General features: G+C 57.9%; 20 protein-coding genes. 16 read left to right on the forward strand and 4 right to left on the reverse strand.

Annotated features, from left to right (window positions below):
* The first annotated feature begins 1 nt into the window (after nt 1).
* From AC24GY_RS07790 to AC24GY_RS07840, 11 genes are all read left to right on the forward strand, one after another.
* Nucleotides 2–1,450 carry an O-antigen ligase family protein gene (locus tag AC24GY_RS07790; RefSeq protein ID WP_487681744.1) on the forward strand — a complete coding sequence of 483 codons (1,449 nt, stop codon included), beginning with the start codon at nt 2–4 and terminating at the stop codon, nt 1,448–1,450.
* Nucleotides 1,447–2,601: a glycosyltransferase family 4 protein gene (locus AC24GY_RS07795; protein ID WP_487681746.1), complete on the forward strand. Its 1,155-nt coding sequence runs from the start codon at nt 1,447–1,449 to the stop codon at nt 2,599–2,601. The genes AC24GY_RS07790 and AC24GY_RS07795 overlap by 4 nt, the downstream gene beginning before the upstream one ends.
* Before the next feature lie 10 nt (nt 2,602–2,611).
* On the forward strand, nt 2,612–3,811 hold the full coding sequence (locus tag AC24GY_RS07800; RefSeq protein ID WP_422315220.1) for a glycosyltransferase family 4 protein: 1,200 nt from the start codon (nt 2,612–2,614) through the stop codon (nt 3,809–3,811).
* Nucleotides 3,792–4,250, forward strand: coding sequence for an acyltransferase (locus AC24GY_RS07805; protein ID WP_487681749.1), 459 nt, complete (start codon nt 3,792–3,794; stop codon nt 4,248–4,250). The genes AC24GY_RS07800 and AC24GY_RS07805 overlap by 20 nt, the downstream gene beginning before the upstream one ends.
* Nucleotides 4,247–5,356 carry a glycosyltransferase family 4 protein gene (locus AC24GY_RS07810; RefSeq protein ID WP_487681751.1) on the forward strand — a complete coding sequence of 370 codons (1,110 nt, stop codon included), beginning with the start codon at nt 4,247–4,249 and terminating at the stop codon, nt 5,354–5,356. Before AC24GY_RS07805 ends, AC24GY_RS07810 begins: the two co-directional genes overlap by 4 nt.
* Nucleotides 5,353–6,969 carry a VanZ family protein gene (locus AC24GY_RS07815; RefSeq protein ID WP_487681753.1) on the forward strand — a complete coding sequence of 539 codons (1,617 nt, stop codon included), beginning with the start codon at nt 5,353–5,355 and terminating at the stop codon, nt 6,967–6,969. The genes AC24GY_RS07810 and AC24GY_RS07815 overlap by 4 nt, the downstream gene beginning before the upstream one ends.
* A 38-nt stretch (nt 6,970–7,007) precedes the next feature.
* On the forward strand, nt 7,008–8,258 hold the full coding sequence (locus AC24GY_RS07820) for a glycosyltransferase family 4 protein (RefSeq protein WP_487681755.1): 1,251 nt from the start codon (nt 7,008–7,010) through the stop codon (nt 8,256–8,258).
* A 392-nt stretch (nt 8,259–8,650) separates the two neighbouring features.
* Complete coding sequence (locus tag AC24GY_RS07825; protein WP_487681757.1) at nt 8,651–9,619, forward strand: hypothetical protein; 969 nt, start codon at nt 8,651–8,653, stop codon at nt 9,617–9,619.
* Nucleotides 9,620–9,684: 65 nt separating this feature from the next.
* Nucleotides 9,685–10,911 carry an outer membrane beta-barrel protein gene (locus AC24GY_RS07830; protein ID WP_487681759.1) on the forward strand — a complete coding sequence of 409 codons (1,227 nt, stop codon included), beginning with the start codon at nt 9,685–9,687 and terminating at the stop codon, nt 10,909–10,911.
* 20 nt (nt 10,912–10,931) lie between these two features.
* Nucleotides 10,932–11,600, forward strand: a complete 669-nt coding sequence (locus AC24GY_RS07835; RefSeq protein ID WP_422315234.1) for a polysaccharide biosynthesis/export family protein — start codon at nt 10,932–10,934, stop codon at nt 11,598–11,600.
* 90 nt (nt 11,601–11,690) lie between these two features.
* The gene (locus AC24GY_RS07840; protein ID WP_487681761.1) at nt 11,691–13,841 is read left to right on the forward strand and encodes a GumC family protein; all 2,151 of its coding nucleotides are present in this window, start codon (nt 11,691–11,693) and stop codon (nt 13,839–13,841) included.
* Nucleotides 13,842–14,636: 795 nt separating this feature from the next.
* Here the strand turns inward: AC24GY_RS07840 and AC24GY_RS07845 are convergent.
* Complete coding sequence (locus tag AC24GY_RS07845; protein WP_422315238.1) at nt 14,637–15,347, reverse strand: response regulator; 711 nt, start codon at nt 15,345–15,347, stop codon at nt 14,637–14,639.
* 621 nt (nt 15,348–15,968) lie between these two features.
* Between AC24GY_RS07845 and AC24GY_RS07850 the strand changes: the two genes are divergently transcribed.
* The 5 genes from AC24GY_RS07850 (at nt 15,969) to AC24GY_RS07870 (ending at nt 24,179) form a co-directional block, all read left to right on the forward strand.
* Entirely contained in the window at nt 15,969–16,601 is a 633-nt protein-coding gene (locus AC24GY_RS07850) for a response regulator transcription factor (protein ID WP_487681763.1), read from the forward strand.
* 1,010 nt (nt 16,602–17,611) lie between these two features.
* Nucleotides 17,612–18,331, forward strand: a complete 720-nt coding sequence (locus tag AC24GY_RS07855) for a choice-of-anchor E domain-containing protein (protein WP_487681765.1) — start codon at nt 17,612–17,614, stop codon at nt 18,329–18,331.
* A 96-nt stretch (nt 18,332–18,427) separates the two neighbouring features.
* Nucleotides 18,428–19,933: an exosortase U gene (gene xrtU, locus AC24GY_RS07860; protein WP_487681767.1), complete on the forward strand. Its 1,506-nt coding sequence runs from the start codon at nt 18,428–18,430 to the stop codon at nt 19,931–19,933.
* Nucleotides 19,930–21,411, forward strand: a complete 1,482-nt coding sequence (locus tag AC24GY_RS07865) for a tetratricopeptide repeat protein (RefSeq protein ID WP_487681768.1) — start codon at nt 19,930–19,932, stop codon at nt 21,409–21,411. Before xrtU ends, AC24GY_RS07865 begins: the two co-directional genes overlap by 4 nt.
* Before the next feature lie 176 nt (nt 21,412–21,587).
* Nucleotides 21,588–24,179, forward strand: coding sequence for a DNA topoisomerase III (locus tag AC24GY_RS07870; RefSeq protein ID WP_422315248.1), 2,592 nt, complete (start codon nt 21,588–21,590; stop codon nt 24,177–24,179).
* 120 nt (nt 24,180–24,299) lie between these two features.
* Here AC24GY_RS07870 and AC24GY_RS07875 read toward each other — a convergent pair whose 3' ends face one another.
* Genes AC24GY_RS07875 through AC24GY_RS07885 form a run of 3 tightly spaced genes read right to left on the reverse strand, consistent with a single transcriptional unit; the run spans nt 24,300 to nt 26,616 of the window.
* A complete protein-coding gene (locus tag AC24GY_RS07875; protein WP_422315250.1) occupies nt 24,300–24,725 on the reverse strand; it encodes an acyl-CoA thioesterase in 426 nt (141 codons plus the stop codon).
* Nucleotide 24,726: 1 nt separating this feature from the next.
* Entirely contained in the window at nt 24,727–25,971 is a 1,245-nt protein-coding gene (locus AC24GY_RS07880) for a 4-hydroxy-3-methylbut-2-enyl diphosphate reductase (protein WP_487681771.1), read from the reverse strand.
* 18 nt (nt 25,972–25,989) lie between these two features.
* Nucleotides 25,990–26,616 carry a L,D-transpeptidase gene (locus AC24GY_RS07885; RefSeq protein WP_422315254.1) on the reverse strand — a complete coding sequence of 209 codons (627 nt, stop codon included), beginning with the start codon at nt 26,614–26,616 and terminating at the stop codon, nt 25,990–25,992.
* Nucleotides 26,617–26,686 lie beyond the last annotated feature (70 nt).

Below are 26,686 nucleotides of genomic sequence, written 5' to 3' on the forward strand. Positions count from 1 at the left end.
CATGGAATACTTCATTGCGCTTCTCATCGTGCTGCCAGCCGTGGTGCTGGCTGCGCAGCGCTCCACCTACCTGCTGGACTATGTGTTCTTTGTGTTTTCACTGAACCGCGGCATCCGCCGCCTGGTGGACTACTACATCAATGGCGCGTTCAATCCGCTATCGAGCATCAGCCTCACGCCGCTGGTTGTCAGCGCGATTCTGCTGGTGCCTGCGATGGCACGCTTTGGCCAGCTCACAGCGAGCAGCCGGAATGTGGCCACCCTCATCATGGTGGCGCTGGGCCACGGACTCGTGATCGGCTTTGTGAACGCGGGCGTCGGGGCCTTCTACTCACTGGGAGAATGGATGGCCGGCTTTGGCGCCTTTCTCTACGCGGCAACGGCACCGATCACCTCCCAAACGGCGGACCGCTGGATGAGATCCTGCGGATATGCCGCACTCATCGTGGCGGTGTACGGCTGGTATCAATACTACACGATTCCCGTGTGGGACGCCTTCTGGGTCACCGAGGTGAAGTTCGTCGGCTATCTGGGCCAGCTGAGGCCCACGGAGATGTCTGTCTTCTCCACCATGCATGAGCGCGGACCGTGCGCGAGCTTCCTGGCCTGGGCGGCGATACCGATGATCCTGAACGCCCGCTGGCGCATCATTGGCAGCTGGGCCACCGTGCTGCTGCTGCTGTCCGTGGTGGTGCTGACGCTCACGCGCAGCATGTTCATCATCGTGGGTTTGGTGGCCATGCTCCAGCCTGCACTTTCCAAAGGCAAGGGCATCGGCCGCGTCATTGTCCTGGCCGTGCTGCTGGGTGTGGGTGCCACCGTAGGCCTGCAATACATGCCGGGATCCGAGCGCATCACCAAGCGCTATGACACGATGAAGGACATGCAGAACGACGGCTCCTTCAAAGGCCGCATGAGCATCCTCACCACCGGCCTGCCCTGGGTGGTGCAGCATCCGCTGGGCCTGGGTCTGGGCAGCTCTGGCTTTGGCGCGGGGCGCATCGGCGGCGCTGGTGGGGAAAAGGAAGGCTTTTGCGACAGCGGCTACATCGAGGTCTTCAGTCAGTTTGGCTGGATCGGCGGACTGGCCTTCTTTGCCGCCATGGCGCAGATCTGGAGCGAGCTGAGCCGCCGCATCCGGCTGGGAGGGCATGACCCTTTCCTCAACACCGGACGAGTGGTGCTGGTGGGCTGTCTCGTCTTCCTCGCGGTGGGAAATGTGTTTGGCGGATTTTCCCTTTTCTGGGTCTTCCTGGGGCTCTCGCTGAACAACATGACACTCCCCTTCTCCACTCCGCAGTACTGGATGCCGGAGACCTACCAGCCCGAGTTCCAAGATCCCATGCAGGTTTGGGAAACACCTGCTCCCGGTCTCCCACCCACTGCCGAGCGTGCCACGGCTGCCGGACAAGATTTTCACTCTTCAAACCCTCACTTCCGAATCATATGAAAATCGCCTACGCCATGATCAACTGCAACCGCCGTGATGGCAGCGCGCGCGCGGTCAATGAAGTCGCTGAACGACTTGCCAAAAAACATGAGGTGCATCTCTATGCGCGAAAAGCGGAAGATCTGGACCTGTCCAACATCGCGTGGCATCGCGTGCCTGGAGTGAACTGGGCGGAGGTGATCGACTTCGGCAGCTATTACTTTGAAGTGAACCGGCGCGTACGTCCGGGACAGTTTGAAATCGTCCACACGATCGGCTGCAACACGCAGCGTGGCAATGTGGTGACGATTCAAAACATCCAGCCTGCAAAGAAGCTGATCCTCGACCGGCTGGGGCGCTCCGAGAAAGTATCGCCAGCACGCCGGCTCACGCGCTGGATGTATCTGAACGCGACGTGCGCGGCGGAAAAGCGGCTGTATCAACACAGTGAGGGGCACAAGGCGCCGATGTTCCTGCCAGTGTCACGTGGCGTGGCTGCCGAGCTGAAGAAGCATTACAACATTGGTCCGGCGCAGGTGCGCATCGTCCCCAATGCGGCGGACACTGTGCGCTTCAAACCGCTGAGCGCCGAGGCACGCAGCGCATGGCGTATGAAGCACAACGTGCCTGAGGACCGCATCATGGCGATCTTTGCAGGTGGCGAGTGGGCGCGCAAGGGACTGGACTTTGCCATCCAGGCGATGGGACATCTCAAGGATGTGCCGCTGACGTTGTTTGTGGCGGGTGATGACCCTGACCGTGCGAGATTCACCCAGATGGCACGTGATTCGGGCGCTGCCGATCACATCGTCTTTGGCGGTTTCCGCAAAGACATGCCTGAGGCCCTGGGCTCAGCGGACTTCTTCCTGTTTCCAAGCTGGTATGAAGCCTTCAGCCTGGCGACCATCGAAGCGGCCGCGTGCGGCCTGCCGGTGGTGGCGACGCGCATCAATGGCACGGAAGACTTCATCTCCCCCGGTGAAAATGGGGACTTCATCGAGCATGACGCAGCGCAGGTGGCCACGGTGCTGCGACGCCTCTGCGAACATCCACACCACCTCAAGATCATGGGCGCGAACGCACGTGAACGTGTGGAGATGAACTACACGTGGGACCGCATCGCGCAGATGACGGAAGACGCCTACCTCGCCCACCTCAACAGCTCCAACTGATTTCAAAGCCATGCATATTCTCATCGTCAGTCATTCCTCCGCCACGGCCCTGAACCAGGAAGTGTATGCCCGCGTCCAACGTGAGACGGGCTGGAAGATCACCCTCGTGGTGCCGGACAACTGGCACGACGAATTTGGCAACGCGCTGCGGCAGGAGCCCTGCAAGGGGCTGGAAGACGCCGTGATCCGCTGCGCCGTGTGGAAAAACGGCAGCATCATTTTCCACGTGTATCGCATGCGGTGGCAGCGCTTTCTGCGCGAGCTGAAGCCGGACGTGATCTACATGAACCACGAGCCGTATGCGCTGGCCACGGCCCAGGTCTGCCACGCGAACAACAGATCGATCCGGGTGCCGTTTGGCTTCTACTCATGCCAGAACATCAACAAGAAGTATCCGGTGCCGTTCTCATGGCTGGAGAAGATGGTGTACGACTCATCGAGCTTCGCACTGCCTATCACTGACCGTGTGGCGGAGGTGCTGCAGGCAAAGGGCTACCGTGGCAGGCAGACCGTGTGCGCTCTGCCGCTGGATCCTGAGCGCTACCATCCGCGGCTGAAAGCCACGCCGCCGGAACGCTTTCCGCAAACCAACGTGCCGGTGATCGGCTATGTGGGCCGACTGATCGAGCCGAAGGGCCTGCGCACTCTTGCTGCGGCGCTGGGCCGTGTGCGTGATCTGGACTGGCGCATGGTGCTGGTGGGCACGGGTGAGTTTCAGGCGGAGTTTGAAAAATTGCTGACGGATGAAGGCGTGCGTGACCGCATCTACTTCGCGGGCTATGTGCCGCATGATGAAACGCCCCGCTGGCTGGCCTCCATGGACATGCTGGTGCTGCCGTCTGAAACCCAGCCGAACTGGGAAGAGCAGTTTGGACGAGTGATCCCTGAGGCGATGGCCTGCGGCGCGGCGGTGATCGGCTCTGACTCCGGCGAGATCCCGCATCTCATCCGCCAGAGTGAAGGCGGACTGATTTTCACGCAGCGTGATCCGGCGGCGATGGCGGTGCTGCTGCGGCAGCTGATCAGCGGACCGAAGCTGCGCCGCCAGCTGGCGGAAAATGGCCGCCACTGGGTGGAGCGTGACATTTCAATCCCTGCGGTGGCGCAGAAGATGATCGAAGCATTCACCGCCGCAGCGAAGAACCCGCAGGCCGGGCAGGTGGAAAAACAACCGTCGTTTAACTCAAGCCATGCGTTTGCACAGTCCTGAACTGCTCTGGAAGTGGAGCCGCGGCCTGCTGCGCCGCGGCTGGAAACTTCCTGCGCGCATCGTGAAGACGGTGAACTTCACGCTGCACAAGTGCCTGCTGCCCGCTGAGGCGGAGGTGGGTGACGGCGTGATTTTAGAGCATTATGCGGTGGGCATTGTGATGCACCCGCAGGTACGGATCGGCAAGCGGTGCCGCATCTACCATCATGTGACACTGGCGGCGGAAACTTGGATCGGCTCTCCGCACTTCATCACGCTGGAGGATGACGTGACGATCGGCGCGCACAGCATCGTGGTGGCGCGGCCGAACACGCCTCTGACGATCGGCCAAAAATCGGTGCTCGGCGCGGGATCGGTGCTGACGAAGACCATTCCTCCTTTTGAAATCTGGGCCGGCAATCCGGCACGCAAAATCGGCGACGTCGCCCAACCATCATGATTGCACAACTTGGCATGAATTTGAAAGCCTCCGCGGGTGGAGTGGACCGCTACTTCAGCGGTCTGAACAACGCGCTGGTGCGCCAGGGTGTGCGCGTGACTGCGTATGGCTTTGGTGACTCTGAAAAAGCGGCCTGCCTGGGACCGGCGAACAAACCGCTGATGCAGCGCTGGAAGGCGGTGCGCGAGGCGGTGGTGCCACGGCGTGGCAGGCTGCTGGCGTCTCACTTTGCGCTCTATGCGCTGCCTGCGCTGCTAGGCCGACGCTGGGACGGGCATGTGGTGCATTTTCATGGGCCGTGGGCCAGTGAATCACAACGTGAAGGCGGCAAGATGCACACGGTGATGTGCAAGCGCATGCTGGAGCGTGCGGTGTACAACCGGGCAGATCGATTCATTGTGCTGTCAAAAGCGTTTCGTGATCAGCTCTGCCAGGGCTACGGCGTGGCGGCTGACCGTGTGCATGTCATTCCTGGTGGTGTGGAAACGGATGCGTTTCAGCCGCTGGATGTGGTGGAAGCGCGGCAGCGCATGCTGTGGCCGCAGAAGCAGAAAATCATTGTCTGCGTGCGCAGGCTGGCGCGGCGCATGGGACTGGAAACTTTGATCGAGGCCTTTGGACAGGTGACGGTGCAGCATCCTGATGTGAAGCTCATGATCGGTGGCCAGGGTCCGCTGCGTGAAGAGCTGGAACAGCAGGTGATGCGTGCTGGATTGTCCAAGAGCGTGGAATTTCTCGGCTTCATCCCGGAAGCCACTTTGCCGACGGTGTATGCGGCTGCGGATCTTTCGATCGTGCCAAGCTCGGCTTTGGAAGGCTTTGGATTGATCTCGCTGGAGTCACTCGCGTGCGGCACACCGGTGCTGGTGACTCCGGTGGGTGGTCTGCCGGACACGGTGGAGGGGCTGGGTGAAGACTTGGTCTTGAAAGGAACGAGCACCGAACACATCGCCGATGGATTGGGCCGGTGGCTGGACGGGACTCTGCGCCTGCCAACGCGTGAAGCCTGCCGTGAGCATGTGATGAAGAGCTTCACCTGGGACCGGATCGCCAAACAGGTGTGTGAAGTTTACCGCGAAGCAGGATGGCGCCCCCAAACATCATGAAACGAATCGCACGCATCGCACTGCTGCTCATGCTTGCCGCTGGACTGTGGCTGGCCCTGAAGCCGACGCTGGGAAACCGACGCTTCACGTTTCTGCCTTTCAGGTGGTCTGAGTACATCGACCTCATGGATTTCTGGCTGAATCTGGGTGCCTTTGGCATTCTGGGCATGACGGTGTGGCTGGCATTTGGAACGCTGGAGAAAGCATTCAGAAGCGTCTTGCTGATGACAGGATTCATCACGCTGCTGAACATTATGCTGGAGCTGGTTCAATCTTCGATCCCGGGCCGGGCGATGGACATGGCGGATGTATGGGCGGGTTTGTTTGGATGTGTGGGAGGCCTCTTTTCCGGCATGGTGTTGCAGCTGCTGAGCATCCGGAAAAAAACCGGAAGCAAGGAGCCGCAGGTGCTGTTTCTTGATCAGACAGGACGACTGGGAGGTGCTGAACTGATGCTGCTGGACATCGCCGCTGCACGCGCTGCGGACAGCGAGGTGATTTTATTTCAAGACGGTGAGTTTCGCACGGCCCTGGAAAACGTGGGCGTGAAAACGAGCGTGATCGAACTGGGGGATGAGGCATCGACGGTGGACAAGCAGGCGGGATTGAAACGTGTGCTGCGGTCCATCCCGGGCATCCTGGAACTGATACTGCAGCTTGTACAGGCGGCGCGGTCCTTTGATGTGGTGTATGCGAACACCGCGAAGGCTTTGATCATCGGCGGCCCTGCGGCGCGACTGGCAGGACGCCCGCTGATTTTTCATCTGCATGACATCATTGCGGACGGCCACTTCAGCGTGCTGAACCAGCAGGCGCTGGTGCATTGCGCGAACTTTTGTGCGCAAAGTGTGATCGCGAATTCTGAAGCGACGAAGGCGGCCTTCATTGCGTGTGGTGGTCGCGCAGAGCTGTGTGCGGTCATTCCGAACGGGTTCCGCATTCTGGCAGAACGATCGGATAAAGCCAAGGTGGAAGGCTTGCGTGAGAGTCTTGGCATTCCGGCTGGCGCCTGGACGGTGTTAATGGCGGGACGGCTGGCGCACTGGAAGGGACAGCATGTGCTGCTAGAGGCTCTGAAAGCGGTGCCTGCGGCGCATGCGGTGCTGCTGGGAGATGCGCTCTTCACCGATGAGGACCGCCAGTATGCGATGCAGCTGCATGCGCTGGCGGATGCGCCGGAGCTGGCTGGCAGAATTCACTTCGCTGGATTTCAAAAGGAGACGATGCCGTATTTCGACCTGGCTGATGTGGTGGTGCATGCCTCGGTGCATGCGGAGCCTTTTGGCCGTGTGATTGTGGAAGGCATGCTGGCGGGCAAGCCGGTGATCGCAGCGCGCGCCGGTGGTGCGGCGGAAATTGTGCAGCATGAGCAGACCGGACTGCTGGTGGATCCTGGTAGTGCGAGCGAACTTGCAGATGCCTTGAAGCGCCTGCTTAACGATTCCAAATTTGCGCACGACATCGCCCGGCAGGCGCAGCAGACAGCGCAGGACACTTACGCACTGGGAGCAGTGCAGGAAAAAATCGAATCTGTGATTCAGAAGACAGCGAGCCGTGAGTTCCGTGAGGAATCCGAGACGGCTGCAAACCACCCCATTCAACAGGCGGCATGAACACTGCCCCAAACTCCCCTACCCCAACAAACACCGTCATGAACAGCTCCCCATCCAAGCGTCGTATCGCCATCGTCCACGACTGGCTTCCTGTTTATGGAGGAGCCGAACGAGTTCTGGAGCAGATGCTCAAGGTGTACCCGGAGGCTGATGTCTTCAGTCTGATCGACGCCCTGGACGATGAGAGCCGGAAATTTCTGAACGGCAAGCCGGTCAAAACATCGTTTGTGCAAAAGCTGCCCGGCGGCAAAAAGTACTATCGTCATTGCTTCCCGCTGATGCCGCTGGCGATCGAGCAGTTTGACTTCAGCGGGTATGACATGGTGATCACGAGCAGCTATGCGTTTGCCAAGGGCATCATCACGGGACCGCGGCAGCTGCATCTGTGCTACTGCCACTCGCCGATTCGTTATGCGTGGGATTTGCAGAACCAGTATCTGAAGGAATCAAAGATGGATCGCGGGCCGCTGACGTGGTTCGTGCGCAGCATGCTGCATTTCATCCGCATGTGGGACAGCCGCACGGCTGCGGGTGTGGATGCTTTCATGGCGAATTCACGCTTCATCGCGCGCCGCATTGAAAAGGTTTACCGCAGAGATGCGACGGTGGTTTATCCGCCGGTCAACATTGAGCGGTTTGACACCTGCCATGAGAAGAAAAATTACTATGTGACGGCATCGCGCCTGGTGCCCTACAAGCGGATGGATCTGATCATTGAGGCTTTCAACGGGATGCCTGAGCGCGAACTTGTGGTGATCGGCGACGGGCCGGAACTGCCGAAGCTCCGGCGTCTTGCGGGACCGAATGTGAAGGTGCTGGGATGGCAACCGCAGGCGGTGCTGAAGCAGCATCTGGAGCAGGCGCGTGGATTTGTGTTCGGCGGCGAGGAAGATTTTGGCATCATTCTGCTGGAGGCACAGGCTTGCGGTACGCCCGTCATTGCTTATGGACGCGGCGGTGCGCTGGAGACGGTCGTGGAGAATAAAACCGGACTGTTTTTCGGAGAGCAGAGCGTTGAATCGTTGCAGGGTGCCATTGCTGAATTTGAAACACGTGAGTGGAACGCAGTCACCTGCAGGAGCAATGCGGAGCGTTTTAGCACAAAGATTTTTCGTGATCGATTCCAACAGTTCGTCGAAGGCGAGTGGGAACGGTTTGCGGCGGCGTCCACAGCGGTGGATTCCGAGGCTGAAGGACATAGGGACTGGCGGCAAAGCATGCCGCAGGAAGAGATGTTCGACGAAGTGCCCCAGGTGGTGAGGAGACAGCAGCAACTGCTGCCGGCCTGAGCGGAACGAAGGAGATGCGCTCTGCGGGCAGGCGGCTGACGTTTGCTGCGCATGGCATGACTGATGGCGGAGCCATGCCATCGAGGGATAGAATCGACAAGGAGTCCCCGGAATAGAGAATGCAGCAATTGCTGTCATTCTAAAAGGAACGGAGAGGGACTCGCCTCTGGTGGGCGGCGCTGCCATGACTGGTAAATAGAGAGCAAATGATGGCGGAGCCATGCTCTAATTCCTAGAGGCTCAGTCTATTACTTTGGATTTATTTGGTCCGGGCCTTCTCAGAAGTGGGGCTGTCAATAAGCATAGCCTTAACCAGATTTAAGCCACGCAAGCGTCTCTATGGAGATTCCTGTGCTTTATAGTTCATGATGATTCTAAACAATCGTGTTTTCATGGCAAATGACAAAGCTGAGCCGGGCACCCACCTGATAATGCAGCGTCATCCTCTTTCTTTGTGCTGGCTGCTGGTATTTCTTACTGCGGGATCGCTCCTGGCGCAGCAAGGCACCCATGTGTCGGCGCGGTTTGCGGCCGTTAAAGGAGTGGTGATGGTGTCCATCGGCGGCCTGGGTGAAAAGCAGGTACATAAGGGTGACAGTGTCCGATCTGGAGCAGTCATCACCAGTGGTGCTGAATCCGGGGCTTCGCTGAAGCCACTGGCAACGCTGCATGTGGTAATTTATCCCGACACGAAAGTGCGGTTTGACGGAGCGGACACCAATTCCGATGGCGGCGGCAGTGTGATGTGCACCATCCTTGAGGGGAAAGCCTTGTTTCACATGGACCAAGTTCCGCAAGGCCCGGAAGGAACAGCCAAAGAAACCCAGCCAGCGATCAAAGTGACGGTGGTCACGGATGAAGGTGTGATCGTCAACAAGATGGGCGGGCCGCCGGAACCGAACGACGGCACACAGCCAACGGACAAAACGACCCAGCAGATCACCGCAGCGACCTGGACCGTGCAGCACGATGAAGGCAGAACGGTGGTGGCCGTGGGCGAGGGCCTGAGCCAGGTCAGCATTGGCAAAGGAGCATCGGCCAGCGGTGGCGATGTGGCCGGACAGGTCAAGGTGCCGCAGGGTTCGGTGATCTGGCTGTTCAACCGTGGTGGTAAAATCGAGGCTGATCTGGTGGATACACAGACGGGCAAGGTCACCAGCCTCACCGGTGGCACACCTTCAGGCGATCTTCTGACCCAATCCAAACAGCAGCTGGTCACCCCCTCCTCCAGCGGCACGACGACAACGATTGGCGGAACCCCCACAAACACACCCGGCACGCTTCCGAACAACCCTTCATCGAACCCCGATCTGTCCACCCCGCAGAAACCCCTTCCGGTCGTTTCAGCCGACACCCCCTAACTCAGCCGATGAAAATCAAAAAAACAACATCCCTTCGCCTTTCGGCCGCACTGCTTGTGTGCAGCATGATGCTGCACGCCGTGAACGCTGAAGGCCAGGAGACACTGCGTGATGCAGCCGCCGGCACCCAGGCGTCGCTCGCTTCACCAGCGTCCGAAAAGGTGCTCGACACGCTCGATGAGAATGACTCCGAAGATGTCTTTCTGGATGAGTTCATGAACTACCAGATGAAGCTTCTGAAGAACTGGAAGCTGCGGGTGTTCACCTCCGGCACGTGGCGCTACGATTCGAATGTGTTTCTGCGAAACACGAATGTTGAGAGCGACACGATGTACAGTGTCAGCCCGGGCTTTCAATACTCCTATGGAGATGAGCAGGCCAAGCTGCAAGTGCTGGCGGACTACAACGCGCAGTTCAATTTCTACGACAAGTACAGCCAGCAAGACTCGCTGAACCATTTCCTGCGGCTGTCACTGTCCTACCGGATGAAGAAAACTTCGATCAAGCTTTCGGGACTCTTTCATCAAGTGACCGGCGGTGATCTGGACGTGGGCGGACAGGCATCGCGCGTGCAGTTCTCCCCGCAATTGCAGGTCATGTATGAAGTTTCGGAAAAGGTGCGCGTGGGTCTCAACGGACAGCTTCAGCGGACGCACTATGATGCACTGATCTCATCCACCACCTACCGGTTCGGCGTGTTTGCAGACTACTCTTTTTCACCCCGGTTCCGGCTGGGACTGCAGTTCAATGAAATGCTTCAAGAGGTGGACAGGACGGGCAACCAGAGCGGTCAGGATTACCTCGGCCGCCTGGAGTATGAGGCCTCCAAAAAGCTTTCGCTCACGGGTTCCGGCGGGGTGCATGTACTCCACACGACATCTGCGGGTGATGCCACGCTGCCGCTGGGAACGCTGGGGTTCAAGTATGCGGCAAGCCCCAAAACGACCCTGTATGCCAACCTGTATGCACGGGCGCAAAACTCCCCTTCTCTGGGCGGGCAGTACTTTCAGTCTGAAGGTATGCAGATGGGCATCCAGCAGCAGCTGGGCAGCAAAGTCACCATCGGCGCTGACTTCGGCTACGATTTCTCCGCCTATCATTCCTATGTCGCCGGAGTGTCGAGCACACGTAAAGACAATGTCCGATTTGCACGGCCCTGGATCAAGTACGCGCTGCAGCGTCATCTGTCGCTGGAGGTTTTCTATCAGCACACCACGAACGACTCCACCGGCGTCGGATCACAGCCATTTGCGCGTGATCTCGTGGGGGCCGGCATCACGGGCTCCTGGTAAGCGCAAACACCTCAACTTTTATGATCACACACAAGCATCTCTCATTCATTCTTGGCAACGGCTGCCTGCGTGGCCTCTGCCTGGCGCTGTGCTGTGCTGCCGCCAGCCCGGCACTGAACGCACAACAACAGGGCGCCTTTCCATCCAGCGCCCCATCCACTCAATCCTCACAAAAGAGCATCGTACCACCCGACTACCAGATTCGCGAAGGCGACATGGTTCAGGTTTCCGTGTTCGATGAGCCTGAGCTGACCGCAGGCGGCAGGGTGCGGAATGATGGGACGATTCAATGTCCGTTGATCGGTGCCGTGAAGATCCTGGGGCTGAGCCAGACGGCGGCCGCGAGGCTGATCGAGGCGGAATACCGGAAGGACTATCTGGTGCATCCGGAGGTGAACCTGTTCATTTCCCAGTTTTCCGTGCAGCGCATCACCATTCTGGGCCAGGTGCAGCGGCCAGGCTCGCATGAGCTGCAGGCGGAAAAAAACCTGACCATCCTTCAGGTGCTGGGGCTGGCCGGCGGTCCGACACGCATCGCCAATCTCAAGAAGGTGCTCGTGAAGCGCGTGGTGGAAGGCCAGGAGAGAATTTTCAAAGTGGACGTCCAGAGCATGGCGTCCGGAAATCAAACCATGATGTTTTATGTCCGTGAGGACGACGTCATCACCGTGCCTGAAAGCTTCTTTTAAATTATGCAAACAGCCCCCCTATCCCTGCACCAATCACCTCTTGTGATGCCGCAACGTCTGGGACCAGACGCTGAAGCACCACAGTCATTCATGAATCCGGCGCAGCTGGTGGACGGAGTACGCCGTCACAGCTGGATTCCCATCACGCTGGCCCTGTTTGGACTGATCCTGGGCTATGCCTACTTCAAGCGCCAAAAGCCGGTGTATGAAGCCGTCAGCGTGGCACAGTTTGGTTCCGAGCAGAATTCCCTGCTGGGTCTGAACGGCGTGAGCACGCCCGGGCTCGGGGACGAAAAATCCGTCAACACGCTTATCCAGGCCGCGAAAAGCCGTGAGGTGATCGGACGTGTGGTTACCGAACTGAATCTGACCCGGCTCGCCGGGTTTTCAGGCGGGCACCCCAACAATTCCAAAGAAGCCCGGGAAAATGCGATCTCAACCGTGAGTTCCATGGTCAGGATCAGCCTGCGCAAAGACACACGGTTGATCGACTTCACTGTGACCGGGGCCGATCCGGAACAGGTGGCGTCTTTGTCGAACCAGGCGGTGCTGAGCCTGGTGGCCGAGCTGGAAAGTCAAAAAAGCAAGACCATGCAGGGAGCCGTGCAGGCCTTGGTGGCCGAAGGGCAGCGCCTGCAGGACAAGCTGACCAAGTCAGAGATAGCGATGCATGACTACAAGCGCTCCAACCAGGCCATCTCGCTGGACGAGCGCAAAGACCTCGTGCTTACGAAATTGAAGGAACTGGGTTCTGAGCTGAACCATCAGTCCAAAGAACGTCTGACGCTTGAAACCCAGCTCAAGGCCTGCAAGGAGGAGAAGCTTCCCCGCGATGAACTGCTCAGCCTGCCAACCATCGCCAGCCATCCCAAGGTGTCGGGAATTCTCACTCAGCTCAGCAATCAAAAATCAGCGCTGGCCCTGCTGGCGGAGCGTTACAAACCCAAACATCCCAAGTACGAGTCGGTGCAGGCGGTCATCAACAATCAGGAGCAGCAGCTCACCACCATCCTTGCCGATGCGGTGCACATGCTGGAATCCAGCTGTGAACATGCCAAGGAACTGGAACGCCGGCTGCAGGAGCAGCTCAAAAAGCAGGAGTCCGAAGCACTCGACCTGGAGCAGCTGGCCGTGCAGTACAATGTGCTGAAACGTGAGATGGAGTCTGACCAGGCGGTCTATGAATCGGTCCTGACGCGCATCAAGCAGGTGGATGTTTCCAAGGGAATGGAAACGCCTCCCATCTGGGTGCATCAGCTGGCCATGGTGCCCGGGGAACCCGTCTCACCGAATGCCAAAAAAGTGGTGGGCAGCTCCACCGCCGGTGGTTTCATGCTTGGCCTGGCCATCATCGGTCTGATTGTGATGCAAGACCGCTCCATCCGCTCTGTGGAGGATGCGCGCCAGAAACTGCGCGTGCCGGTTCTTGGGATGATCGCCAATCTTCCGCATCATCCTGACACCAAAGACCAGCGTTCCAAAGAGCATGATTACTCCCAGGGGCTGACGCCTGCACTGATAGCCCACAAAGCTGTCGCTGAAAGCTTCCGCGAGTTTCGTGCCATCATTGCGCGAATGGCTAAAAGCCCGCAGACCTGCCACATGGTGGTCAGCGCCATTCCCGATGAGGGCAAGACCTTTGTGTCCACGCATCTGGCCGTCAGTCTGGCCAGCCAGGGCTACCGCACGCTGCTGATCGACATGGATCTGCGGCGCTCCCAGCTGGCCCAGGTTTTCGGTATTCCAAGCAGTCGCAAGGGTGTGATTGACCTGCTGCTTGAGGAGGCTTCCTTTGCGGAGGTTTGCCTCAGCGGTGGCATTGCCCATCTTGCCATCATGCCGGCGGGCAAACGTGTGGCCAATCCTGCCGAACTGCTTTCGACCTGCGGCGTTGAGCGGCTCAAGGACATGGCTTTTGCGGCGGGTTTTGACCGCATCGTGATCGACACCGCCCCATTGATCCCGGTGAACGACACGCTGGAACTCGGCGGCCTGGCCGACAGCACTTTCCTGGTGGTCCGGTGCAACCGCACTCCATCCGACATCATTCAGGAGGCGATCCGCAAACTGCAGCAGACGGGCATACCATTGACCGGGCTGATTTTGAACCGCCTCGCCCAGCGCACGCGGAGCTATGATTATTATTACCACCGGTCGTACTACAAGGCGGGTGAGAATGAGGAGTCCGCGCCACTGCGCCCTGTGTCACGTGGGTTTAACCCCCCGCACAAAATGAGCTGAGAGAGGTGTCCATTCGATGTGAACAGACTGTCATGATTTAAGAACGACAATAAAACACACAAGCCGTGTGCGCATTTCCAAATGAGCACACGGTTTTTTTGTGCCTGTGCATTGATGCCCGAGGGAGAATGTGATGGTCAAGCTTGGGGAGGCAACGATGCGACGCCTGCGACAAGGCTGGGACTAGCGCGCGATCACCCGCCCCTCCTTCAGGGGGGCGCGACCTTGGGTGAGCAGGAGGCGTCATGCATGACCCAGAGCTTGCTCCGCTGCGCCCTTGGCTGAGTCCTGCGGCCCTTCAGGCCGCGATGAGTGGGGCAAGGTCCATCTGCTTCCCATCAAGGCGCGATGATTTAAAAGGCTCCTGGCCTTGTTTGAAATACTTCTAGTGAGTAGCTAGGCGCACAACCCATTCATACTCTTCACTTGGAATGAGCTTCCACTTTTGCTGCAGCAATGTCGAGATGTTTGCTGCACTTACTGATCTATTATAACTATGTGAAATGATCAACCTGCTGTGGACTTGGGTGCACGTGCACCCTGGGCGCTGCGGCACGAACCCGTGCTGGGGATTTCCATTTGCGGCTTATCGGTGCTTCAAGCCGCAATGCCGGGATATGAATGACGGACAAGGGACTTCCCACCACTCTTGTGCAGTCCTTCAAGCAGAGTGCTGCTTGTGACCTTGCGGCCAGGCTCGTGCGTTTAAACCAATAGGTTACTCTCAAGCTATCATTGAGAGCAACGCTGCCACTTTACTCCGCATAAAAGATGCGGCGGACTGTCTTAGTTAGTTTAAGCGGCCTGGAAGGCCTGGTTGCCGCCGGCGAGCAGACCGTGCTCAACGCAGTAGCGGGCGATTTTTGCCCCCGAATCAATGCCTGTCTTCTTCCAGATATTGTGCTTATGAACTGAGACGGTCTTGGCGGAAAGGCTGAGATCCAGGGAAATGGCTTTGAGACTTTTGCCGTGGGCAAGCTGGAGAAAAATTTCGAATTCACGGCTGCTCAGCACTTTGTGCAGTTCTTTGCCGCCCGCCGGAAGTCTCACGGCATTTTCAGCAAAGGACTGCGCGACACTGCGTGAGAGGTATTTTTTTCCACGGAGAGCGTAATTGATGGCGGTGACGATCTCACCCGGGGGTGAATCCTTGGCAACGTAGCCACATGCCCCGGCCTTCAAGGCACGTTCAATCCAGAGGGCTTGAATGTGCATGCTGACCACGATGCAGGCAGGAGAAGGCATGACGGCGGCAAAATCCGCCAGCAGTGTCAGGCCAGAGCAGTCGGCCATCTCCAGATCAATAAGAACGACATCAAAGTTATGTCTTGATGACTGTTCGCGTGCTTTTTCCGCGCTTGTAACCACCACAATTTCAAAATCTTTAAACATCAGCCGAAGATATTGACCCAGCGTCTCTGCGAACATGGCGTGGTCATCAACAAGCATGATTTTTTTAGTAGCAGGAGTCATTGTATTTTGAGAGGAGTTGATGCTGATGAGCACCGTGATTTGAAAATAAAGCAATCAGTCTGATTGCTATGGTAGATATATTTATATGAAATATCTTATAATGCCGCTAAATTAAGTTTTATTTATTTAGCTGAACCAAGACTCCTTTTAAGCCAACGTTTAAACAGAAACACCTTCTGGATGAGGGATGGTTTAATGGGAGTTTAGAACTCCTTCGCGAAAAGTCGAAATGCTCGACTGGCTAGAAATTCACTACTCTCATAAATATTTATAGGGGAGCCTGACGTGATTCTTTGGCCCCCAGTTTATTAAGCCTCCGCTTAGGCGATTACAAGAGTGGGCTTTAATGACCAAGAAACATGGAAGTCATAGTATGTGATTGCTTTTCGAATGGTCTGAGGCAGGCCGACAACCGTGAACAACGCATGCATGCGAACCTGCTTCAGTCCCCGCACATTCCTGCCTTCCCTTGCTTATCCCATGCCTCCCTGCGTCACGAATATTTCACCCATGGCAGGCATGAAACTTTCAAGCATTCCAACTGAACATGAGACCAACCAACCCGAGAGCCATCCAGCCACTTTCACCTGAATCTGCCCCCATGGAGTCAGCCATGGGCATGATGGCAGATGAAGAGTCTTTACCCTCATGAACATGCCCAACTGTGTACTTTTTCATCCGAGCGAGTTCACGCGTTCGAGCTGGAAATTATTGCTGAAGAAAATTTTGCCTGAGTGTAAAACGACCGAGGCTTCCAATGTGGAAGAAGTCAGGCAGGCCACACACCACGGTCTGGTGAGCCTGCTGATGATGGAATTCCACCCGCGAGACATGGAGCATGGGCTGGAGGCATTGAAATCCGTGATCGCGCTGACAGGAGGAAAGCACCTGATGCTTATTTGCGGACCGCCTGCGCCGGTGACGACGAGAACAGCAATGCAGGCAGGTGCCAACGTGTGCCTGGGCTGCAATGAGTCCGTGGAAGAATTGAAGCGTGCGCTGCAAGCCGCGCTGGAAGGCGTGCCTTACATGTCGAGTGAGCTGGCCTCTGTAATGGCCAGATCCATCACTCCCGCCGGTGGCTTGCATGAGGAGGATGAGGCCTCGCAGTATGCCCTCTCCCTCCGGGAGGAAGAGGTTCTCGACCTGCTGGTTTCAGGATTGCGGCCCAGCCAGGTGGCCAGCCGTCTGGGGCTGAGCATGAAAACGATCTCAAGCCACAAACGCAATGCCCTGGGCAAACTGGGGGTGTCGAACATTCTGGAAGCTGTGAGAATCTGGATCTGAACGAGCAGACAGCCAACCCATGACGGCTCATCAGGATTGCGATGGAGTTTTGGTGCGCGGTTTCGACCTGTGTTGGGATTTATAGCGGTTCGCAAAACTCATCTGCGTTTGGCAGGCTGTTTCTTGACAGAGGATCATGGGCTTCCCTTTTGGCTTTCCTGCGTCGAGTTGCAAAGGACAGGTCGACGGGGGCTGGCTGAGAAAAGAAGGCGCCACCTGCGCTGGAGATGAGAGTGCCCAGCGCAAGGTGGGGTGGATTGTCCTCAAGCCGCCGCAGAGCGTCTCCACGCTGGCATTCCGGTCTCAGTTTCGCAAAACGCTACACGCAGCAGGCTGACACGATCCGCAATCCCATGTCGAGCGCGGCAGGACCAACTTGCGTTTTGTCCTTTGAGCGGGGCTCCAGGGAAGTGGTGATTTTCACCTCAACGGATGGAATGCTGCAGAGATTGTTTCCTATTCATGCCATAGACGGCACTTCAGCCGGCACCACCGGCTGCATCTGGCTGACAGTGTGACTCATGGAACATCATCCGACATGTGAAGGCGGCGTGCTGCTTTCTTCACCCAAGTTACGAGGGCCGACACGCTCTCTGAGGCCTGCGTTTATTAGTGTGCATTGTCTGCTCCACGAGAGGGCGGAGCAGCTGATTTATCAAGGGTTCAAAAAATACATCACAAGCTGCCCATGCCGCTAAAGGTTTGGCTTTTATTCGTTAAGTTTAAAACTTCCAAGCTGCTGCATATTTTTGCAATAAAGCCAAGGGGCGAAACTTGAACTGGCGGTGTTAGAGGCCGCATGAGCAAAGGAAAAAACGGATGCAGTTTCGGCAGGAAAATGATGTGCGCAAAAGGCGCGTTTCTCTGGGCAAAACCGTTGTTTTTAGCACCTTTTGAAAGCGTGCTTACTCGGAGCAGAAATCCTCTGTTTCCACAGTAAACGACCTATAAGGCTACACTTACCAATAGTGATTTGTTTCTTTCTTCTTCTTGTCGATTGTATGGCCGTTATGAAAATAATCTCTGCTCTACTCATACTTACCTTCTCAACGGCTCTCACCTGCAGGGCTGATGTCATCTCACAAACCGTCGATTTTGGCACCGTCACTGGCGGCAGCCAATTTTACTTCAACCAGTTCAACACGGCTCTGGGGACGCTGACAGGCGTCACGCTGGACTGGACGGTGAACTCCAGCATCTCCACGGCTGAGATCACGAACATGAACGCTGGAACGGTCACGGTGAGCCGAATCAGCTTCACCAACACTGTGGACGGTTTTGTGCCTTCGATCGGCACCTCTGGTGACCTGGTCGCTGAAGTGGCCAAATCCAAATCAGTGACACCCGCCGGTGGCACGGTGACTCTGACGAGCGGCGAGTCCTACACCGTCAACAACATTACCTTCAGCGGTTTCACTCAATCGGACAGCTATACTTCGGCAGACGCGAACTTCTCTGCGTTTCAAGGAACCGGAACGGTGCCACTTTATCTGGCCAACACCTTCGGCGCCACGCCGACGGCCTCGGGCTCAGGCAGCACCACCTCATGGCTGACGAGCATCACGGGCAGCACCACGGGGAATCTGCAGGTCACGTATACCTACACTGCGGCCCCGATCGCACCGGTGCCTGAGCCTCCTTCCATCCTGCTGGGATTTGGCGGGATCCTGGGAATGGCGGGCTTTGCCTTCAAGCGCCGCGCGAAAAACACGCCTGCTGCTGTGGCCTGATTTAACAACTTTTAACACTCCGCTCTCTTGAACTCCCGGAACCCAGCAAAAAGCAGTGCGTTGTGGTTGGTGCCAGCCGCATCGGTTGTCTGCCTTGTGTTTGCCCTTCAAGAGATCTGGATTCGACATCCTGCCAGTCATTTTTTCCCGCTGCCTCTGCTGGCGTGGATCTGGCTGGCGAAACGAGACGGCATGTTCCGGGCCGTCTTGTTTCCGCAAAATCCCACGGCCTTTCAATGGCTGGTCACATGCCACCTGCTGCTGGCGCTCGTCGCGTTCGTTCTGGTCTCCCCTTTCATGGCGGGACTGGCGTTTGTGGTGAGCTCCGCAGCGCTGGCAGTGGCCAAGGGAAAACCCGAAGTGCATGAAGCGCCCGCATGGTCGCTGCCTGCGCTTTCTTTATTTTTCATCCCGCCGCCGATGATGCTGGACCAGCAGGTGCATCAGGTGCTTGCCGGACTGGCGGCGCGGCTCAGCCAGGGATGGCTGGATGCGATGCAGGTGCTGCATGTGGTGCAGGGCACGATCGTCGCGACACCGGAGAAACGCTTTTTTGTGGATGATGCGTGCAGCGGCACGAACACCCTGATGGTGGCGATGTGCGTGGCTTTGATCATCAGCAGTTTCAACAACCGGTCATGGATTCATGCGATGGTGCTGCTGGTGACAGCGGGACTGATCTCGGTGGCATCGAATGTGCTGCGCATCTGCCTGGTGATCGGAGGTTTGCACTACTGGAGACTGGAACTGGATCAAGGCGCCGCCCATGAGGCTGTGGGTGTGCTGTTCTTTCTGCTGGATCTGCTGCTGGTCTGGAGCGCTGACCATGGCTGGCATTTCGCCTTGAACAGCTCGCAGAGCCAACCACGCACATCTCCCTATGGGACAACTGAACCTGCTGCTGTGAGCGGATTGTATGGCAGTCTGAGCCTGGGGGTGGCGGTGATTGGCATGACGCTGCTGCTTGGCCCTGAACTTCTGGCACTGAGCCGTCATTCCAATGCTCCCGTGGCAGCGAATGCACTCGCTGAAGCGGACGAATTTCAACTGCCAGAGGTGCTTGCCGGCTGGGTCCGTGAAGGTGACCAGCCCGTGGAAAATTCGATAATCGGGAATCTGGGCGTGCGCAACCAGGTGTGGCGCTACCGCAAAGGCAGGCAGGAAGCGTTTGTGGCGGTGAATTTCCCTTTCCTGGGCTTTCATGACACGCGCCTCTGCTACTCCGGCCAGGGCTGGCAGTTTCAGAAACAGGTGGATGGCTCGCTGCCCGGAGACACGCAAAAGACGGTGCGCTTTCTGGAGATGAACCAGCCGACGGAGCTCGCCCGCGCCCACCTTTGGCTGAGCGTGCTGGATGAAAATGGCACGGCTCAGACATTCACGAGCGAACAGCCGCTGGATCGAATGGCCGAACGCCTGCTCTCACGCTGGTCCAACCCAAGTCCGGTGCTGAACACTTATGTGCTGCAGATCATGTCCGTCGAACCCGAGAACGACGCCCAGGTGCAGGGAGCGGTGACTGAACTGCTCGCTGAAGCACGCAACCGCCTTGCCCAAGCTCTTGTCAACCACAGCCCCCATGCAGGAAAGGAAAGCGAATGACCGGTCACTTCATTCAAGATTTACGTTATCGACTCAACTCCATGCTGGAGGAGCGCAAGCGCATGGACGGGCTGCTGGGACTGCCTGCTTTGTTCACGCTGATCCTGCTGGTGTTCATGGTGCTGAACTCGCGTGACGACTTCAGCCGTGAGCATTTGCTCCGTTTGGAACGGGAAGCGCAGAGCCATCTTGATCAGGGACATTTCGTGGAAGCGCGCCTCGCGGCGATGCGGCTGATGCAGGACGGCGAGCAGAACTCTCGGGCCATCCTGATCGAGGCGAAGGCCCTTCGTGGCATGGGGAGAGAAAGCGACGCGCTGCGCCTGCTTTCGCGCATCGCGCCCAAAGACGGACCTGGCTATGCGCCGGCCCACGTGATCCAAGCCACCATTTTGCTGGCGCAGCAGAAGAATCCTGATGTGCAGGCGGCTTTTGATCACATCAACAAAGCGCTACTGAGCGACCCTGCGAACCAGGATGCGCGGGAACTGGCGGCACGCTTTGCTGCGGGACAACGGCGGTGGCAGACGGTGCTGACGCATTTGGACAAAATGGAGCTAAAAAAGCGTCCTGACCTCCTGCTGATGAAGGCGACTGCGCTGCAATTTTCCAGCCAGGAGGCGGCGGCGGTGGAATTCGCCCATGAAGCGGAGATTGCGCTGCGGGGGATGTCGAAATCGGCCAATGCCAATGGATCTGAAGTACGCTTTTCGATCGCCGTGAGCCTGAGCCTGCAACGGAAGTTTGAGGAGGCGGTGCAGTGGATCATCGGCTCGACCCATGGCAATCCAACGCAAGAAGAGCGCCAGCTTGTCGGCGGCATTTACTTGTCCTGGAGCCGATACCTCAAGCAGCAGCCGTCCGGCAAGCGCATGGAAGTGCTGAAGCTGCTTGAACAGGGCATCCAGATCAGCCCGGAAAGCCAGGATCTCATCATGGCATTCCTTGGTGACTGTGAGGAGCTGACCAGTGAACCTGAAGAGCGCCAGCGCTACGTGGAACGCATTCTGAGCAACGGAGGGATCTCCACTTCCTTCCTCCACTACTATCTGGGTGTGATGGACTGGAAGCAGGGCAACCGCGAGTCTGCGAAGTCGCATTTTGAGCTCGCCAGCTCACTCAATCCTGGATTTAAGGTGATCGGCAACAATCTGGCGATGGCCATTGCATCGGTTTCCACGGACCGCGCTGAATTGGAGAAGGCGCTGGCGATGATCGATGAACTGCTGAAGGGGGAGCCGAACAATCCGTTCTTCCTTGATACCCGAGGCCATGTGTATGCTAAGCTGGGCAAGTATAAAGAAGCTGTGGGTGATTTCGAGCGTTCGCTGCCCAATGCCCGAGACAAGAAGTCCTGCCACGTCAAACTGGCGGATCTGTATGAACACCTTGGCATGAAAGACCTGGCGTCCAAGCATCGGTCGGAGTCTCTGGTGCACATGGACGATGCACCGGGAGCGAAATCGGCGGCGCGGTAGGCTGATTCGATGAGCGGGAGGCCGGGATCGTGTGGGTTTGTTTGCAGATGAAAGGTAGTCTGAAGTCTGCTGAACAGCGTAACCCATTTGCGGTCTAAAGAGCGCGCACCTTGACATCCGGGGTGAAAGCATGCCCTAAGTAGGCCCATTTTCCGATACAACCTGTTCATACGCACATGCCCAAAGCCCTGATCATTGCCGAAAAGCCCAGTGTCGCAGCCGATCTTGCCCGCGCACTTGCCAAAGCCCCCGGCATGAAGCCCTTCGTCAAAGAGAAGGACTGGTATGAGAATGACACACATGTGATCTCGTCGGCCGTGGGCCATTTGCTGGAACTCGGCATGCCCATGGTGGACGGAAAGAAGATCGGCTGGGGCTTCACCAGCCTGCCGATCATGCCGGAGCAGTTTGAGCTCAATCCCATCGAGCAGAGCGCAGACCGCTACAAACTGCTGACCAAGCTGCTGAAGCGCAAGGACGTGGACAGTGTGATCAATGCCTGCGATGCCGGGCGTGAGGGTGAGCTGATTTTCCGCTACATCATGGACGCGAGCGGCTGCAAGAAGCCGGTGCAGCGGCTGTGGATGCAGTCCATGACCCAAGGTTCGATTCTAGATGCCTACAAGCATTTGCGCACGAATGAGCAGATGCTGCCGCTGGCGGACGCGGCGAAGTGCCGGAGCGAAAGCGACTGGCTGGTGGGCATCAATGGCACCCGTGCGCTGACCGCGCTGAATTCGCGCCACGGCGGCTTCCGCCTCACGCCGGTGGGCCGGGTGCAGACGCCGACGCTGTCTGTTCTTGCGCAGCGTGAGCGTGACATCGCTGCCTTTGTGCCACGCACCTATTTTGAGGCCATTGCGCTGTTTGAAGTGAAGGCCGGGCAGTATTCAGGGCGCTGGATTGATGAGCGCTTCAAGAAGGACGAGAACGACGAGCACAAGAAAGCCGAGCGTCTCTGGGACCAGGGCACCGCGCAGGCGATCGCCGACCGCTGCAAAGGCAAGCCGGGGATCATCGAGCAGATCACCAAGCCGACGCGTCAGGCCCCTCCCCTGCTCTACGATTTGACGAGCCTGCAGCGTGAAGCGAGCAACCGCTTCGGCTTCTCAGCACGGCGCACGCTGCAGATCGCGCAGGCGCTGTATGAAAAGTTCAAGGTGCTGACCTATCCTCGTACCGATTCACGCCACCTGCCGGAAGATTATCTTGGCACGGTGACGGACACGCTGAAGACCTTTGCCAGCCATGACAGCCGCAAACAGGACGCGCTGCCGCATGAACTGGGCACGCACGCCGCCACGGCGCTGGACAAGAAGTGGGTGAAGCTCAACAAGCGCATTTTTGACAGCAGCAAGGTCAGCGACCACTTTGCCATCATCCCCACGGGGCAGATTCCGCCGAAGGAGCTTCCCGAAGCCGAGCAAAAGCTGTTCGACATGGTGGCCCGCCGATTTGTGGCGGTGTTTTTCCCTGCGGCCGAGTTTGAAGTGACCACGCGCATCACGCGGGTGGGCCAGGATGCATTCCAGAGCAACGGCAAGGTGCTCAAGGAGCCGGGCTGGCTGGGCGTCTATGGCAAAAAGGCGGCAGAGGAAGCTGCTGAAGGCGGCGAGGATGCCGCGAAGCTGCTGGTGGCTGCGAATCCAGGCGACAAAGCCGAGACTCTGGATGTCGAGGTGAACGAGCACCAGACCAAGCCGCCACCGCGCTTCACGGAAGCCACGATTCTTTCCATGATGGAAGGCGCCGGCAAACTGGTGGAGGATGAAGAACTCGCCGAAGCGATGAGCGAGCGTGGTCTCGGCACGCCTGCGACGCGTGCTGCGATCATCGAAGGTCTGATCATGGACCGGTACATTGAGCGTGTGCAGAGGGACTTCCACGTCACAGCCAAAGGGCTGGCCCTGATTGATCAGATCAGCGCCATCGGCATTGATGCGCTCAGTTCACCGGAAATGACCGGCCAGTGGGAGTACAAGCTGCGCCAGATGGAGCATCGGGAGCTGGACCGTGCCAGTTTCATGCGGGACATCCGGCACCTGACCAAGCAGGTGGTGGAAAAAACCAAGGCCTACTCCAAAGCGGCCAAGGACAAGGTGTTCCCAGACTTCCAGGCCACCTGCGGCGTGTGCGGCAGCAAGGAAGGCTACAAGCAGACCGAGGAATTCTACGGCTGCAAGAATCCCAAGTGCAAGGTGCGCGTTTTCAAAACTGTGGCGAGCCGCGCGCTGAGCGAAGATGAAATTCGCACGCTGATCGAAACACGCTTCCTCGGACCGCTCGAAGGTTTCCGCAGCAAGAAGGGCAAGGAATTCAGCGCGGCACTGCAGATCAAGGACGACATGAAGATCGCCTTCGTCTTTGGCGACGGTTCAGACCCTGACAGCATCAACTGGGACGAGTGCCCGGTGATCGCTGACTGCCCGGTGTGCGCCAAGAAAGGCCGCAAGGGAGAAAAGATCTACGAAACGGCGGACGCCTACCAGTGCAAAATCAACGCCACGGAGTCATCCAAGTGCAACGCAAGGCTGCCGAAGAAGCTGTGCCAGAAGGACATCACGCCAGAGAATGCGCGCGAGTTCTTCGTCGATGGCAAGACCTCGCTGATCACGGGCATGATCTCCAAACGTGGCCGCCCCTTCAGCACCTTCCTGGTCTGCACGCCCGGTGAGAAGCGCATCATGAGCTGGGAGTTCCCGCCGCGTGAAGCGAAACCGAAGGCGGAGAAGAAGGCGAAGAAACCTGCAGGAGTCAGCGGGCGGTGAGGCCTAGCCGGCCAGAAGAATGGGATCAAGTTGATCCTTCATTTGGAACGGTGGAAGGGGCGGAGCGTGGAGGGATCAAGATGATCCCTCTCCTGCCAGACCAGTTGCGGCGCAACTGATCTACTTTGTTTTTGCCAGGTGCGCGTATTTCGTTTTCCAGTCGTCTGGCAGGCGGGCGGGGCGGCCTTCGGGCATTTGGACGAGGGCGAGGGACTGGCGGCAGGTGATGAGGAGGGCGTTGTCTTCGGCGCGGCGCACTTCGAAGGAGCACCAGAAGCGGACGCGCTCGACGGTTTCGAGCCTGCCGTGAATGATGAGTTCGTCACCGAGTCTGGCTGGTTTTTTATAATCGATCTCGGTGCGCACCACGACGGGGAAGAGCTGGGTCTGCGCCATTTCACGCATTTTCATGCCCATCAGGCTGGCCAGGCGGGTGCGCGCGGTTTCGATCATGCGGAGGTAGGCGATGTTATGGACGACGCCACCGCAGTCGGTGTCGAAAAACATTACCTCTTCGCGGGTTTCAATGGTCGGAGTGTGCTGCATGTCAGTTCAAATCCAAAGCGGCACGGACAGCGGCCTCATCGACCCCCCGCAACCCAAACACGCGCAGCACGGTGTCCTCAATGAGATTGTTGGGGCAGGAGGCGCCGGCGGTGATGCCGACGGTCACCGGACCATCGCCAGCGAGCTTGGTGGAGTAGCTTTCCTTCTCTGCCTTGAGGTGAAGGTCAAAATGGACGATCTGCTCCAGTGATTTGAGGCAGTCCGCAGTGCGGATGAAGAAGGTGGGGAGCTGCTGCTCGCCGATTTCGACGAGGTGCGTGGTGTTGGAGCTGTTGTAGCCGCCAACGACGAGGAGCACGTCCAAGGGCTGCTTGAGCAGGCCAAAGAGGGAGTCCTGCCGCTCCTGCGTGGCACCGCAGATGGTGTCGAAGACCTGGAAATTGGTAACGCCGACTTCGGGACCGTGGCGGTCCAGAACGGCCTGACGCAGGCGACGCTGAACTTCTTCAGTCTCCGATTTGAGCATGGTGGTCTGATTGGCCACACCGATGCGGGTGAGGTGCAGATCAGGGTCGAAGCCGTCAGAATGAGCAGTGGCCGGGAAGCGCTTCATGAAGGCTTCTTTGTCACCGCCGTTGCGAATGTAGTCACAGACGTAATCGACATCAGCCAGGGTGAGCACCACAAGGTAGTTGCCCATGCCGTCGTCGCCCATGGCACGGGAGGAGGTGGCGCGGGTTTCTTCATGGCTGGCTTTGCCGTGAATGATGGAGGTGAAGCCGGTCTTGGCATACTGCCGGACACGCTTCCAGACGCTCATGACATCGCCGCAAGTGGTGTCGACCACCATGCAGCCGCAGGCTGCGATGAGCTTCATGAGGCGCGTTTCCGCGCCGAAGGCAGGCACGATCACCACGTCTTCAGCCGTCATGGTGGCGACCATGGCCTCATGATCGACGTTGGGAATGCTCACCACGCCCATTTCGGTGAGCTGGCGGTTCACTTCCTGGTTGTGGATGATCTCACCCAGCAGAAAGACGCGGCGGTCGGCAAATACTTTGCGAGCTGCGTAGGCAAGGTCGATGGCGCGTTCAACGCCGTAGCAGAAGCCGAAATCCCGTGCCAGACGAACGGTAGTGCTGCCAATCTGAATCACGCTGCCTTTGGAGCGGATTTGCTCGACAATATGGCTGCGGTAATGAGTCTCCACCTCGGCCTGCACGCGCTCCATGACCTCCGGGGTGCGAACATTCACACGGCGGGCGGCTGGGGCGGGTGCAGACATGAGATGGAATAAGTTAAATCAATAGTACATTTTGCCCTTGGCGGCGTCTTCGAAGACCTTGTTGCTGTTCATATACGAATCAGGCGGGTCGGCGAGCTTGCTATCATCAAGCACTGGGAGAGTTTTGCCAATGGTGGCGTCTTCAGGCTGGGATGAGGCGATGTTGAGCGGAGTTCCACTCTTGACCATGCTGAAAATCTTCTGTGCAGCCTTGATCGGCAGACGGACGCAACCGTGGGTGCAGGGATAAGGCTTCACCCAGCCCCAGTGCATGCCGTAGGCGGACTTGAACTCCATCCAGAAGGTCATGGGATAGCCGGCGCCGGGGCTGCTGGCACGGCGGCGGTTGGCCACTTTGCTGTAGATGGTGAAGTTACCCTGGGGGGTCGGGGCGCTGGCGGTGCCAACGGAGCATGGGGTCGCGAGCAGCACTTCATTGCCTTCCATCACATACACGCGCTGGGCGCCTGTGCTGAGCTTCACACGCACATTCGAGGGATTTTTCACCGGCTTCGTTACTGGGTCATAGCTCAGGGAGGAATGGCCGCCTGTTTTGCTGCCGGCGCAGTTGCTGAGAGCGAGAGCGAGTCCGGCAAAGGCGAGCACCTGCAAGGACCGGCGGAGAATGGGGAAGTGCGAATTCATAGAGGCTGCGCATGTAGCACATGATTCCCCTCACTCCACCGTTTTTCTTTGTGGATGATCCTGTTGCAGA

Source organism: Prosthecobacter sp. Pr1, from assembly GCF_057652315.1.